Raw genomic sequence first — 12776 nt, forward strand, 5'->3', positions numbered from 1 at the left:
AAATATGAAGATAAAAATAATAACAGGATTTGTTCTTGGTTTTTTTTTAGTAGCTTGTTCATCAAGTAAAAAAACAGTAGAAACAACAGAAGTTGTAGCAAGTAAGGAAGTTGTACTTTCACCAGAGCACGCAGAAGGAAAAATGTTATATGAAAATAATTGTGGAAAATGCCATGCTTTATTTAGTGCAGATAAATTTACAAAAGAGCAGTGGGAACCTATTGTTTTAAGAATGCAGAAAAAAGCTAGAATTACAGATGCACAACGTGATTTAGTTTTTAATTATTTAGTAATGAATAAATAATATTTTGGCTCGTTTTTTGCTTGTTTTAAAAGTATATAACGAGCCTTTTTTTACTATGAAAAATACATTTTCTTTCCTTTTTTTTCTTTTTTCTTTTTTTGCTTTTAGTCAAATTCAACATTGTGGGTATGATTTTACATCTTATATTGTGGTGAATGCTCATGAAAATGGTGTTACGGAAAACCCTAAAAGTCTAAAAATTACCATTGTTGCTGAAAATGGAAAAGAAGTAATCAATATAAATAATATGTATAGTTGGAACAAAGGAAATGAACCCTTGGTTTTTACCCAGAATTATTTAGTTAGTAAAAAAGGTGAAAAGGAGCGTTATTTTTTTCCATATGCTAAGGATAATTACTTTATTTCTGTTACCAATACTTTTCCTGCCGAAACTTTTAGTATAAAAATAGAAGATATTCAAGGTGTTTATAAAACACAAAACATTCCCTTACAAAGTTTTAATATGTATGTATTGTGTTCTTCCGAAAATGAAAAAGCGAAAATGTTTGGTAAAAGGACAAATAATCCTGTAGAGGTTATTTTGGAAAAATAATCTTTTTTATTCGTGTGGTTCCACATGAATTAAAACATGACCTAATTCAAAGATTTCATTCCGTAAGGTGTCTTTTAATTTGTGTGCTAAATCATGACCTTCTTTAACCGAGATGTTGGCATCTACAATAGCATGTAAATCAACATGGTATTTCATACCAGCTTTTCTGATAAAGCATTTTTCAGTTCCTAAAATACCTTCTACTGTCAAAGAAATTATTCTTATGTTTTGCTCTAAGTCTTGATAGCGATGCTCGTCCATAATTTCACCAAGAGCAGGTCTGAAAATCAAATAGCTATTATAGAGAATAAAAAAAGAAGCAAACAAAGCAGCCCAATCATCAGCAGCTTCATATCCTTTTCCAAAAAATAAAGCAATAGAAATACCTAAGAAAGCGGCAATTGACGTAACTGCATCACTACGATGATGCCAAGCATCTGCTTTAAGCGAAGAACTATTGGTTTCAATAGCTCTTTTCATTACTTTTTGAAAAGAATATTCTTTCCAGATGATGATGATTGCTAAGACAAATAATGTCCATGATTTGGGTAATTGATGTGGTGTACCAATATTTTGAATGCTTTCGTAAGCAATTATTGTGGCTGAGGTTATTAAAAAACCAACAACAATAAAAGTAATCAATGGTTCGGCTCTTCCATGACCATAAGGATGGTTTTCATCTGCAGGGCGATTGGAATATTTTATTCCAAATAAGACTAAAAATGAAGAAAATATATCTGCTGTAGATTCGATTGCATCAGCAATAAGAGCATATGAATTTCCAAAAAAGCCCGCTAAGCCTTTTATTGTAGCTAAACCAATATTTCCTATAATGCTAAAATAAGTTGCTTTAATGGCAGTTTCTTCATTTGTCATTTTTAAGGAATTTGCTGGTTTTCTAAAAGATTTTTTGCAAAGGTAACTAATCTAAAAAAGCAGACCTATGATTTTTTGCACAAAAAGGCAAAGATTATTTCCATTTAATGTTGCAACCAATACTGGGTTTTTGTACTTCGTTTAAATGTCTATTATAAATTATGCTATCAATCGCATTTCTTAAATCGCTTCCGCTAACAGGAATGCCGTTTCCAGGTCTTGAATCGTCTAATTGTCCTCTGTATATCAATTTTTTTTCGGAATCAAAAAGATAAAAATCAGGTGTGCAAGCGGCGTCATAAGCTTTTGCAACGGCTTGACTTTCATCAAATAAATACGGAAAGTCTATTTTGTTCTCAAGTGCAAAATCAGCCATTTTTTCTGGACTATCTTGTGGGTATTTTACAATGTCATTACTAGAGATGGCTACTATACCAATTCCTTGCACACGATAATCATTTGCGATCATGACTATTTCATCAATTACGTGTAAAACAAACGGACAATGATTGCAAATAAAAATTACTAAAGTTCCTTTTTGTCCTTTACAGCTATCGAAATTAAAAACTGTATTGAAATTAGTAGCAGGTAATAAGAAATCTGGAGCTTTTGTTCCAAGAGATAACATATTAGAAGGTGTTTGTGCCATTTTTAAGTTTGAAATTAATAGTTAGAAAGACAGATAGCTTCTTTGATTATTATACGTATTAATTTGTGAATTAGTTACAAAATAAGTAGTTTTATATAGAATCTTTAGTGCTTTAAACATGAAAACGTTATCTGACTGGTTTACAGAATATAGTGTTAGTCATCAAAACAAGGTTAATAAGAAAATTCATTATTTCTGTGTGCCTGCTATCTTTTTTTCAGTTGTAGGTTTGGTTTTTTGTATACCTAATGATTTTTTGTTGTCTGTTACACAAATGCATCCGTTACTTGCTAATTGGGCTGGTGTAATTTTATTATTGGTGTTATTGTTTTATTATAGATTGTCATTTTCAATGGGATTTAAAATGACTTTTTTTGCAGTATTTTGTTTAATAGGAAATTACTTCATAGCTCAAAAAATACCCTTGTTGTGGTTTTCAGTTGGTGTTTTTGTTGTAGCTTGGATAGGACAATTTTACGGACATAAAATAGAAGGGAAAAAGCCTTCTTTTCTAAAAGATTTACAGTTTTTATTAATTGGCCCAGCTTGGGTAATTCATACTTTATTTAATGGAAGATAATTTAATTTCTTGGAATGATTTTGAAAAAGTTGCTATTCACGTAGGAACTATTATAGCAGTTAATCCTTTTCCCGAGGCAAGAAGACCAGCTTTTCAATTGCAAATAGATTTTGGAGAACAAATTGGGATTAAAAAATCTTCAGCTCAGATTACAACCCGTTACCAAATGGAGGAGTTACTTGGTAAACAAATTATTGCAGTAGTCAATTTTCCAAAGAAGCAAATTGGGAAATTTATGAGTGAATGTTTGGTTTTAGGATTGGTTGGAGAAGAAAACGATGTTGTGTTATTATCTCCAGATTTTCCAGTGCCAAACGGTTTGAGGATGGCATAAAAAAAGCCCGAGACATCGGACTTTAATTTTTTTCTAATTTTTCTAAAGAAATGATTAAATATCGTCAAAATCTATATTAGTGAAACTGTCTGTAGAAGGATTTTCTGAAACTGCTTCTGAATACACTTCTTTTTTGAAGTCTTTTTGATGTCTTTCAGAAATAACTTCTTCCCCTTTTTGTGAAACAACAAATTCAGTCATCTCGTCTAAAATTTCTTTAAAAGCAACAAAATCTTCTTTATATAAATAGATTTTATGTTTTTTAAAGTGATAAGAACCATCTTCTTCAGTAAATTTTTTACTTTCAGTAATGGTAATGTAATAATCATCAGCTTTAGTAGCTCTTACATCGAAGAAATATGTTCTTCTTCCAGCTCTTAATACTTTAGAAAAAATATCTTCTTTTTCTAACATTTCATTTTCTCTCATAATCCAAACTGTCAATTTTTAGTTTTATGTTTTCCAAAAGTCTAAAAAAAAAATGTATAAAGCAATATTTTAGACAATTTCTTTTTCAGATAGTTGTTTGTTGTATAAATCTTTATAATAACCTTGTTGATTTATTAATTGATTATGAGAACCTTGTTGGATAATCTTTCCGTCTTCTAAAATGATGATAAAATCAGCGTTTTTTGCAGAAGAAACCCTATGACTAACTAATAGTGTGGTTTTGTTTTTGCAGAAATCCATCAAGTTAGTAAGGATAGCTTCCTCAGTTTCAGTATCTACTGCGCTCAAACAATCGTCTAATAATAGAACAGGAGCATCTTTGATAATAGCTCTTGCGATGGAAACGCGTTGTTTTTGTCCTCCAGAAAGGGTTATGCCTCGTTCTCCTAATACAGTGTCGTATTTATTGGTAAAGCCTTCAATATTATGATGAACATATGCCTTTTTTGCAGCTTCAATTACTTCTTCATCTGTGGCTTTTTCGTTGCCGAATTTAATATTATTTTTTATAGTATCAGAAAAAAGAAAAGCATCTTGTGGAACCACGCCAATATTATTTCTTAAATCGTCTAAATTAACTTGTTGGATAGGTGTGTTGTCAATTAAAATGGTTCCAGATGAAACATCGTATAAACGACTTATTAAAGATAAAATGGTTGATTTACCCGAGCCAGTTTTTCCTAAAATAGCTAAGGTTTGACCGGATCTGACAGTAAAACTAATTTCTTTTAAGGCTTGAATATTAGTGTCTTCATAAGTAAATGAAACGTTGTTAAAACTAATATCTCCTTGAATTTCTGTATGTGTTGCAACTTCATTGAAAATTTCTGGTTCTGTTTTCAGAAATTCATTGATTCTTTTTTGTGAAGCTTCAGCTTCTTGAACAAGAGATGAAACCCAGCCTAACGAAGCTACTGGCCATGTAAGCATGTTGATGTATAAAATAAATTGAGCAATTACACCAGTGTCTTTTATGGCTCCATTAATATACATCATACCTCCAACATAGATAACAACGAGGTTACTTAAACCAATTAGTAGAATCATTAACGGCCCAAATAAAGAATTGGTTTTTGCTAAGCTCATGGCTTTGTCATTACTATCTTTTGTTAGGGCAATAAATTCTTTTGTTTTTTGTTTCTCAATTGCATACGCTTTAATAACTCTTATTCCAGAAAACATTTCTTGAGCAAAAGAAGATAGTGTAGATAAGTTTTGTTGAAATAACCCACTTTTTTTATGAATTTTTGAGCTAATTTTAAAGACGCCATAAGATAATAGTGGCAAAGGAATTAAAGAATATAACGTTAATTTTGGAGAAATTAAGGCCATTTGTATAATCACTACTATAAAAGTTATAAGTGTATTAACTGAGTACATCACCGAAGGGCCAACATACATTCTTACCTTACTCACGTCTTCACTTATTCGGTTCATTAAGTCGCCAGTTCTGTTTCTTTTATAAAACTTTTGAGTTAAGGCTTGGTAATGCGCATAAATCTCATTCTTTAAGTCAAATTCAATATGTCTAGACATTACTATTAATGTTTGACGCATCAAAAAGGTTAAAAAACCTCCTGCTAAAGCGGCTAATAAGGTGTATATGAAGTTGTCAACCAAAATACTGTAAGCCTGTTCTTTTGAAATGCCACTATTTTCTATAGCTCGTAAGGAATCTCCGAAAAACTTAGGAACAAATAATTTAAAAATTTGTGCGGCAATAGTAATGATAATCCCAAGCAAGAAACGGTATTTGTATTTTATAAAATATTTATTTAAATATTGTAATTCTTTCATTTTTGATTTAAGACTTGTGTTAATTTTTGATAAAAAGGCAATTTTTTGTGATTAATCTTTAATAAAATAAAATTTAAAAATCGGCAAAAAAATTATCATATCGCTAAAAATAATATAAAATATTGAATTATTTTAAAATATTTCGTAATATTGTGTTCAATTATTGAATAATTTTCAACACATTTATCATATGTCAACAGAACTATTACAAGCTAACGAGCTACATAAAGTTGATCCAGTTTTTGGTCAAGTTTCATTTGACGGACATGAGCAAGTTGTTTTTTGCCATGACAAAGATACAGGATTAAAAGCAATTATAGGAATACATAATACAGTTTTAGGACCAGCTTTGGGAGGAACCCGAATGTGGAATTATTCTAACGAATGGGAAGCGTTAAATGATGTATTGCGTTTATCTCGTGGTATGACGTTTAAAAATTCTATTTCAGGATTAAATTTAGGTGGAGGTAAAGCTGTTATTATTGGAGATGCAAAAACTCAAAAAACACCTGAATTAATGAGACGTTTTGGTCAGTTCGTGGATTCTTTATCTGGAAAATATATTACAGCTGAAGATGTAGGAATGGAAACTAAGGATATGGATACGGTAAGAGAGGTAACTAAATACGTTTCAGGAATTTCAGAAAGTAAAGGCGGATCAGGTAATCCTTCGCCTATTACAGCTTATGGTGTTTTCATGGGTATAAAAGCAGCTACTAAGTATCAGTTTGGTTCAGATAATTTAGAAGGAAAAAAAGTATTAGTACAAGGAATCGGTCATGTAGGTGAAGTGCTAGTAGACTATTTAACAAAGTCAGGAGCTATTGTAACTATATCAGATATTAATGAAGATAGATTGCATGAAGTAGGCGCAAAATATGGGGCTAAGATTTTTACAGGAGATGATTTGTATAGTTCAGATGTAGATATTTATGCGCCTTGTGCTTTAGGAGCTACTATTAATGATGATACTATTGTTAAATTAAATGCTAAAATTATTGCTGGTGCAGCTAATAATCAATTAGCGAATGAAGTGGTACACGGTCAAATTTTAAAAGAAAAAGGGATTTTATATGCTCCAGATTTTTTAATTAATGCTGGAGGTGTTATTAATGTTTATTCTGAATTAGCTAACTTAACTAAAGCTCAGGTAATGGAAAAAACAGAGAATATTTATAACACAGCTCTTGAAATTTTTGATTTTTCTACTAAAAATAACATTACAACACATCAAGCGGCTCTTTCTATTGCTCAACAAAGAATTGATGATAGAAAAAAAGAGTTAGAGAATAAATAATATTTAAATAATAATATTGTATTTTTGCAAAGCGAAAGAGTTTCTTTCGCTTTCTTAATTTTTAAAAGTTCTTATAATAGTATGTTAAGTAGAAGACATATACGCGTAAAAGTAATGCAAAGTATTTATGCGATGCATCAACACCAAGCTGAAAACTTGGATAAAGAAGAAAAATTCTTGTTTCAAAGTATTGAAAATATGCATGATTTATATCTTTTAATGCTCTCTGCATTAATCGAAATACGTGAAAAAGAAGAAGAGTATTTAGAATTAGCTTCAAAAAAATATTTAGCAACTAAAGAAGAGCGAAATCCCAATAAAAAATTTGTAAATAATAAAGTTTTAAACTTATTAGGAAAGAGTCACTCATTAAACTCTATTATTGATGATAGAAGTATTACAAATTGGAAACGCAATGACGATATCGTATTATTCTTATTAGATGCCATTAAAGAAAGTGCTATTTACAAAGACTACATGAATGCTGATGTAAAAGAGGCTACTTTTGATGATGATAAAGAATTTATTGCCACTTTATTTACTGATGTAATAGCTCCAAACGAAAGACTTTACGATTATTTAGAAGAGCATAAATTAACTTGGTTAGATGATTTGCCAGCGGTCAATACATTGATTTTAAAGCAATTAAAACAATTGAGGGAAACTGATGATGACTTCTCTGTTTCTAAATTATACAAAGATTTAGATGATAAAGAATATGTGAAAACATTATTCAGAAAAACAGTTTTAAATGAAGTGGAATTTTCAAAAGAATATATTGATAAAACACCTAATTGGGATACAGAACGTATCGCTGAATTAGATACTATTATCTTAAAAATGGCTATTTGTGAACTGTTGAAATTTCCTTCTATACCTGTTAAAGTAACAATTAACGAATATTTAGAGATTGCAAAAGAGTATTCTACACCAAAAAGTAGTATTTTTATCAACGGAATCTTAGATAATTTAGTTAAAGATTTTCAAAAAGACAACCGCTTAAGCAAAGCGGGAAGAGGATTATTATAACCAATAAAAATTTTAGTTATGTTTAAAAAAACAGTAAGCCTATTAGTAGTATCATTACTATTTTCTGCTACAGCATGTAAAGATAATGGGACTGCAAAAATTACAGAGGATGATATGAAAACATTTGAATCTGAAAAAGTTGCAGCAAATACAAATAATTCCCAGTCGTCAACAGCAGATAATCAGATGGCCAATACAAATCAGCCAGTTAAGCCTGTGGATGGTAAATATCCAAAAATTCAGTTTAATAAATTAGAGCATGATTTTGGAACTATTAAATCTGGTGAAAAAGTGGAAACCGAATTTATGGTTAAAAATATTGGAGAGGCTGATTTGATCATTTTAGAAGCACATGGAAGTTGTGGTTGTACTGTGCCAAATCCTCCAAAAGAACCAATTAAGCCAGGTAGTTCTGCTCCTATAAAAGTAAGTTTTGATTCTACAGGAAAGACAGGTCAACAAAGTAAAACAGTTACTTTAACAACGAATACTGAAACAGGTAAAGAAACTTTTACTATTAAAGCGAATGTGCTTCCTAAAGAAGGAAGTGGAATTGCTAATTAAAAATAAAAATAAATAATTAAATGAACCCAATAATTTTACAAGTAGTAGCGATAATAGCAATTTTTTATTTTTTTATTATTTTACCAGGACAAAGAAGAGTTAAAAAAGAAAAAGCTTTTGAGACAGGACTAAAAGTAGGAGATAAAATAATTACAAAAGCTGGAATTCATGGAAAAATAGCTGAATTATCAGAAAGTACAGTAGTTGTTGAAACTATGGCAGGGAAAATAAAAATGGAAAAATCTGCTATCTCTTTAGAATTGAGCGCTAAATTAGTGGAGAAAGAGAAAAAATAATTTTTTTAATTTCTATAAAATAAAAAACCAAATTACTTGAATATGTAATTTGGTTTTTTTATAAATTAAATTTACTGAATTGTAAAACTTCTCACAGGAGTATATTTAGAAGGTCCTGTTGCAGAACTCCAAAGTCTTACAGTCCAATAGTAAGTGTTTCCTGAAGTAGGTAGATTTTGTGTTTCAGTATATTGATTAGGCCAAGTATAATTTAATAAATTGGCTGTGCTATAATTTACAGGTACGTTTGCCGTAGGATTGGTATCGGTAGTAAAACCGTTTTCAGCAGTCCAACCCGAGTTTGTTTTAGCAATTTGTAAACGATACGAAGCTCCAGAGATGGTACTGGTCCAAGATAAGTTAGCCGGACTGTTCACCGTTGCATTATTTATTGGAGCAATGGGTTGTACTCCAAAAGCGGTTGTAATTGTTCTTACTGGAGAATAGTTAGAAGTGCCTGTTGTACTGTCCCAACTTCTGATAGTATAATAATAAGTCTTACTTGCTTTTGGACCTTCAAAACTTCCAGCTGCAGTTTCATTCCAATAATAATTAGTTGTATTAATACTTGCGTTTACTACAACTGTTGCGTTTGGTGTATCATTTGCTGTAAAACCATCTTCAGCATTCCAACCTGTATTTGACGTGGCAACTTGAATTCTAAAAGCATTGGCATTTACAGGTGATGAATATGTAAAATTGATTGGTAAACCTAAATTAGTGGCACCATTTGCTGGCGAAATAGGGGTTGGAACGTTAGGAGGAGTTGTGCTGTTGTTAGATCGATATCTGTTATCTACACGGGGTTGCCCAATATCTTTAAAACTACCTATTGTTGAAGCATTACCACCCGCAGCTCTCCATTCAAAATGAATGTGATCTCCTGTTGATCCGCCAGTAGTGCCTTCTTTAGCTATGATTTGTCCTTGAGTAACATTTTGTCCTTGGGTTACTACTATCGATGAATTATGGGCATAATAGGTTCTTGTTCCATCATTATGAGTTATAATAACTAGTCTTCCATAACCAGAAGTTAAACTACCACTAATTCCTGCAAAAGATACTGTACCACTTGCAGCCGCTCTAACATTGTCGTTGCTATTTGTAGAAGTTGCAAAATCTACTGCTGCATAACTATGTTGCCCTCCTGGACTAAAAATATTACAAATTCCTACATTGTTGTTTATTCCTGTTGGAGCAGGTGTTCCGTGTCTTGATACGCACAATTCTTTATTGTAATCCCATGGCAGATAATAATCAATATTAGATGCTTTGGCTTCATTATACGGTATAGATTTGTTGTTTAAATCATTTTGCCAACCATTAATAAGAAATGTTTCTCCTTTGTCCTCAAGAATCGTTTTTCCTTTTTGTGAAGACAGGTCGTATTGATAAACAATATCTGTGTTTCCATGTAATATATTCATGTTAGAATCCAAAGAACCTACTCCATAGAAAGTTTGTCTGTCTGGAGAAAGTATAGGGGTTCTCATAAATTTAAAAGGCAAATAAACAGGTCTTAATTTTCCATTATTTACATTTAAAACCCAAAGCCCTTCATGTTCTTCAGCGCTATCTAAATATAGTCCTTCTACATAAATTTCGTTTGGATTATGACTCCATGCAATGGGTTTGTAGGCTAACTTTTTTCTGTCTTTGTTCTTTACATTTACAAGAATGAGGTTTTTCTGATTTTTTGTATTTAATTTATGAATAATATAGCTTCCTCCAATTTTTTCTCTTTCCATATATATCCAAATATTTGAATCAAAAGGAGATTGTAAACCTTGAAAAAAATCATATCCTTTTTTTTCTGTTAATTCAGTAGAGATTTGATGGGGATAGAAAGCTAATTGATCTAAATAGCGAATGCTTTGAGGAATGATTTCTGTGTTGAATTTAAGGTTCTTGAGCGGTTCAGATTTTTTTTCTTTTGTGTTGAAGTTGATAAACCCTTTTTGACTTGAAATGATAAGTTGTTGAGCATTTAATTTGAGCAATAGCAGGCATGCTCCTAACTTTAAGAGTACTTTTCTTTTTTTCATTTTGATTGTTTTTGTTTGTTTTGTTTGAAAATTGATTTTGAAAATGAGGATTATTTTTTCATTTTCTTTATAATTTGCTAGGTCAAAAGTATCTAGTAATGAAATAAATAGAAATAAAAAGGAGAAACAATTTATAAATTATTTGGAATTAATTTACAAATTGTTTCCCTCTTTTTACATTGAAAAATAGAAGTATATAAAGACTGATTACTTCTTAAGTTTTATTAATAGATAGCATTATTTATTTTGTTCTTCTTCTATTTGTTTTAAGAATTGAGTAGGAGAAAGCCCCGTTTTTTTATTGAAAGATTTACGAAAAGAAACAGCACTTTTAAACCCGACACTTTCAGCAATTGCTTGCGTGTTATATTTTCTATAGATTGGATTTGTTTTCATTTGATGAATTGCATAATTAATTTTTAAATCATTTGCATATTCGCTAAAAGTTTTTCCAAATCGTTTGTTAACTACGTGTGATAAATAAGCTGTATTTGTTTTTATTTTTTTGGCGACAAACGGTTGTGTGAAGTCATGATTTAAAAAAACTTCTTTTTTTTCCAAAGCTAAAAGCATGGTTACAATTTGCTCCTCTTTTTCACTATCTATTGTAACAGTGTTTTTAGGTTTCTTCTCTTTTTTAAAATCTTCTATTTCATTTTGTAAAGCGATATTTTTACTTTTTGTTTTTTCTATTTCTAATTGAAATTTTTCTGCTGTTTGTTTTACTTGCTGTATCCTCAATTTGTTTTTTTTTCTAAAATAGAAAAGAAGAAATAATAACAAGCTAAGAATAATAACCCATGTCGTTATTTTTATTATTTTTTCTTTTTGATGCTGCTTGTTTATTTGAATCATTTCTTCTTGAAGCTTTTGATTGTTTAAGGTGTTATTGATGTCCAAAGTTTCTTTGATTTCCTTTACAGCCATAGCTTCATAATTTTCAAGATACTTTTTTGAGTATTTAGAAGCTTCTTCATTTTTCCCTAATATGTTGTAAATTTTAGCTAAATAATAATTTGAAAGCACATATTCTTCTGTTAAATTGCTTTCTTCTGCCTGATATAGAGAGTCTACTTTTGTAAAATATACGAGCGCTTCTTTTTCTTTTTTATAATAATAATTAATGTGACCTAGATTGCATAAAAGTGTATTGTAGTCGGCTAACATACCAATTTCTTTAGCTATTATTAATGCACTTTGATATGCTTTTTTAGAATTAGTATAATCATCCTTTAAAAAGTAAATATTTCCAAGACTGGTTAAAGAACGCATTTTTAAAAGACCATTATTTCTAGTGTATTGTAATGCTTTTTGAGTATGATATAAGGCAGAGTCAATTTTTTTTATGTCTTTTTTTTCTTGAAATTTTCTTTCATAACAATTACTTATGTTTAAGTGAATATTGCTAATCATGGAGTTTATTTCTTCTTTTGGAAATACTTCAAAGTTTTGATTTACTAGTAGCAAACTTTTTTTAAAAGTGGTAATAGCTATATCATAATTTTTGATGTTCTTATTTATTAATCCAATATTAGCATTAAATTTTACTGTTTGAACGATATCATTTATACTTTCAGCTATTTTTTTGCCTTCTTGATATTTTTTCAAAGCAATAGTTAAATTATTTTTTTTCCATTCAATCAAGCCGTCATAGTTTAAAAGATAGGAAGTTGTCATCCTTTTTTCTTTTGAATCTGGAATATATTTAAGTAAATCATAAGCTGAATTAAGATGTTTTTTTGAATTTAAAGTGTCGTTCTTCAATTGAAAAATATATCCTTTTATTCCATTTGCAAAAGATTGATGAATGTGATTTGAAGATTTTTCTATTTGAGAGGCAAAGTAGTAGGCGCTGTCGATATCAATGTAAAGATAGCTTCGAGCTTTATCTTGTAGCCTTAGATAGTCAGTATCTTTTAATTTGTTTTTTTGAGAGTAGGTTAATAAGCAGATATGAAGTAAAATAAAGAATGTTACTTTTTTCATATTAGGTTTTAGAAGG

The 12776-nt window shown here is 30.2% G+C and carries 14 protein-coding genes; 8 read left to right on the forward strand and 6 right to left on the reverse strand.

Translation table 11 applies throughout. The features are described 5' to 3' along the window. Positions 1–4: 4 nt before the first annotated feature. A complete protein-coding gene (locus CX675_RS05345) occupies positions 5–304 on the forward strand; it encodes a cytochrome c (RefSeq protein WP_130734189.1) in 300 nt (99 codons plus the stop codon). Positions 305–359: 55 nt separating this feature from the next. Next, positions 360–857: a hypothetical protein gene (locus CX675_RS05350; RefSeq protein WP_130734190.1), complete on the forward strand. Its 498-nt coding sequence runs from the start codon at positions 360–362 to the stop codon at positions 855–857. A gap of 6 nt (positions 858–863) precedes the next feature. Here CX675_RS05350 and CX675_RS05355 read toward each other — a convergent pair whose 3' ends face one another. Together CX675_RS05355 and CX675_RS05360 are read right to left on the reverse strand one after the other, a co-directional pair. Beyond that, positions 864–1733 carry a cation diffusion facilitator family transporter gene (locus tag CX675_RS05355; RefSeq protein WP_130734191.1) on the reverse strand — a complete coding sequence of 290 codons (870 nt, stop codon included), beginning with the start codon at positions 1731–1733 and terminating at the stop codon, positions 864–866. Positions 1734–1827: 94 nt separating this feature from the next. Continuing rightward, on the reverse strand, positions 1828–2382 hold the full coding sequence (locus CX675_RS05360; protein WP_130734192.1) for a thioredoxin family protein: 555 nt from the start codon (positions 2380–2382) through the stop codon (positions 1828–1830). 118 nt (positions 2383–2500) lie between these two features. Here CX675_RS05360 and CX675_RS05365 point away from each other — a divergent pair, with 118 nt between their 5' ends. Further along, positions 2501–2962 (forward strand): DUF962 domain-containing protein, encoded by a 462-nt coding sequence (locus CX675_RS05365; protein WP_130734193.1) that lies wholly within the window; start codon positions 2501–2503, stop codon positions 2960–2962. Next, positions 2952–3296, forward strand: a complete 345-nt coding sequence (locus CX675_RS05370; RefSeq protein WP_130734194.1) for a tRNA-binding protein — start codon at positions 2952–2954, stop codon at positions 3294–3296. The genes CX675_RS05365 and CX675_RS05370 overlap by 11 nt, the downstream gene beginning before the upstream one ends. A 54-nt stretch (positions 3297–3350) precedes the next feature. On the opposite strand, the gene CX675_RS05375 is transcribed toward CX675_RS05370, so the two are convergent. Next, the gene (locus CX675_RS05375) at positions 3351–3725 is read right to left on the reverse strand and encodes a PUR family DNA/RNA-binding protein (RefSeq protein WP_130734195.1); all 375 of its coding nucleotides are present in this window, start codon (positions 3723–3725) and stop codon (positions 3351–3353) included. 69 nt (positions 3726–3794) lie between these two features. Next, entirely contained in the window at positions 3795–5543 is a 1749-nt protein-coding gene (locus CX675_RS05380; protein ID WP_130734196.1) for an ABC transporter ATP-binding protein, read from the reverse strand. 190 nt (positions 5544–5733) lie between these two features. On the opposite strand from CX675_RS05380, the gene CX675_RS05385 reads away from it, so the two are divergent. From CX675_RS05385 to yajC, 4 genes are all read left to right on the forward strand, one after another. Next, positions 5734–6840, forward strand: a complete 1107-nt coding sequence (locus CX675_RS05385; protein ID WP_130734197.1) for a Glu/Leu/Phe/Val dehydrogenase dimerization domain-containing protein — start codon at positions 5734–5736, stop codon at positions 6838–6840. An 81-nt stretch (positions 6841–6921) separates the two neighbouring features. Continuing rightward, positions 6922–7869, forward strand: a complete 948-nt coding sequence (nusB, locus tag CX675_RS05390) for a transcription antitermination factor NusB (protein WP_165395979.1) — start codon at positions 6922–6924, stop codon at positions 7867–7869. A gap of 18 nt (positions 7870–7887) precedes the next feature. Next, the gene (locus CX675_RS05395; RefSeq protein WP_130734198.1) at positions 7888–8433 is read left to right on the forward strand and encodes a DUF1573 domain-containing protein; all 546 of its coding nucleotides are present in this window, start codon (positions 7888–7890) and stop codon (positions 8431–8433) included. Between the two features lie 20 nt (positions 8434–8453). Continuing rightward, positions 8454–8729, forward strand: a complete 276-nt coding sequence (gene yajC, locus CX675_RS05400) for a preprotein translocase subunit YajC (protein ID WP_130734199.1) — start codon at positions 8454–8456, stop codon at positions 8727–8729. Between the two features lie 71 nt (positions 8730–8800). Here the strand turns inward: yajC and CX675_RS05405 are convergent, their stop codons facing one another. Both CX675_RS05405 and CX675_RS05410 read right to left on the reverse strand, forming a co-directional pair. Beyond that, positions 8801–10774 (reverse strand): M23 family metallopeptidase, encoded by a 1974-nt coding sequence (locus CX675_RS05405; RefSeq protein WP_205728606.1) that lies wholly within the window; start codon positions 10772–10774, stop codon positions 8801–8803. A gap of 237 nt (positions 10775–11011) precedes the next feature. Then, entirely contained in the window at positions 11012–12760 is a 1749-nt protein-coding gene (locus tag CX675_RS05410; RefSeq protein ID WP_130734200.1) for a helix-turn-helix domain-containing protein, read from the reverse strand. Between the last annotated feature and the right edge of the window lie 16 nt (positions 12761–12776).

The organism is Flavobacterium sp. J27, assembly GCF_004303025.1.
Taxonomy (GTDB): Bacteria; Bacteroidota; Bacteroidia; order Flavobacteriales; family Flavobacteriaceae; genus Flavobacterium.

Excerpts from the sequence above, each read along its gene's own strand:
- CX675_RS05355 (WP_130734191.1), bottom strand. The coding sequence starts at position 1,733 with ATGACAAATGAAGAAACTGCCATTAAAGCAACTTATTTTAGCATTATA.
- CX675_RS05350 (WP_130734190.1), top strand. The coding sequence starts at position 360 with ATGAAAAATACATTTTCTTTCCTTTTTTTTCTTTTTTCTTTTTTTGCT.
- CX675_RS05395 (WP_130734198.1), top strand. The coding sequence starts at position 7,888 with ATGTTTAAAAAAACAGTAAGCCTATTAGTAGTATCATTACTATTTTCT.
- CX675_RS05380 (WP_130734196.1), bottom strand. The coding sequence starts at position 5,543 with ATGAAAGAATTACAATATTTAAATAAATATTTTATAAAATACAAATAC.
- CX675_RS05375 (WP_130734195.1), bottom strand. The coding sequence starts at position 3,725 with ATGAGAGAAAATGAAATGTTAGAAAAAGAAGATATTTTTTCTAAAGTA.
- CX675_RS05405 (WP_205728606.1), bottom strand. The coding sequence starts at position 10,774 with ATGAAAAAAAGAAAAGTACTCTTAAAGTTAGGAGCATGCCTGCTATTG.
- CX675_RS05345 (WP_130734189.1), top strand. The coding sequence starts at position 5 with ATGAAGATAAAAATAATAACAGGATTTGTTCTTGGTTTTTTTTTAGTA.
- CX675_RS05410 (WP_130734200.1), bottom strand. The coding sequence starts at position 12,760 with ATGAAAAAAGTAACATTCTTTATTTTACTTCATATCTGCTTATTAACC.
- CX675_RS05370 (WP_130734194.1), top strand. The coding sequence starts at position 2,952 with ATGGAAGATAATTTAATTTCTTGGAATGATTTTGAAAAAGTTGCTATT.
- CX675_RS05365 (WP_130734193.1), top strand. The coding sequence starts at position 2,501 with ATGAAAACGTTATCTGACTGGTTTACAGAATATAGTGTTAGTCATCAA.
- yajC (WP_130734199.1), top strand. The coding sequence starts at position 8,454 with ATGAACCCAATAATTTTACAAGTAGTAGCGATAATAGCAATTTTTTAT.
- CX675_RS05360 (WP_130734192.1), bottom strand. The coding sequence starts at position 2,382 with ATGGCACAAACACCTTCTAATATGTTATCTCTTGGAACAAAAGCTCCA.
- nusB (WP_165395979.1), top strand. The coding sequence starts at position 6,922 with ATGTTAAGTAGAAGACATATACGCGTAAAAGTAATGCAAAGTATTTAT.
- CX675_RS05385 (WP_130734197.1), top strand. The coding sequence starts at position 5,734 with ATGTCAACAGAACTATTACAAGCTAACGAGCTACATAAAGTTGATCCA.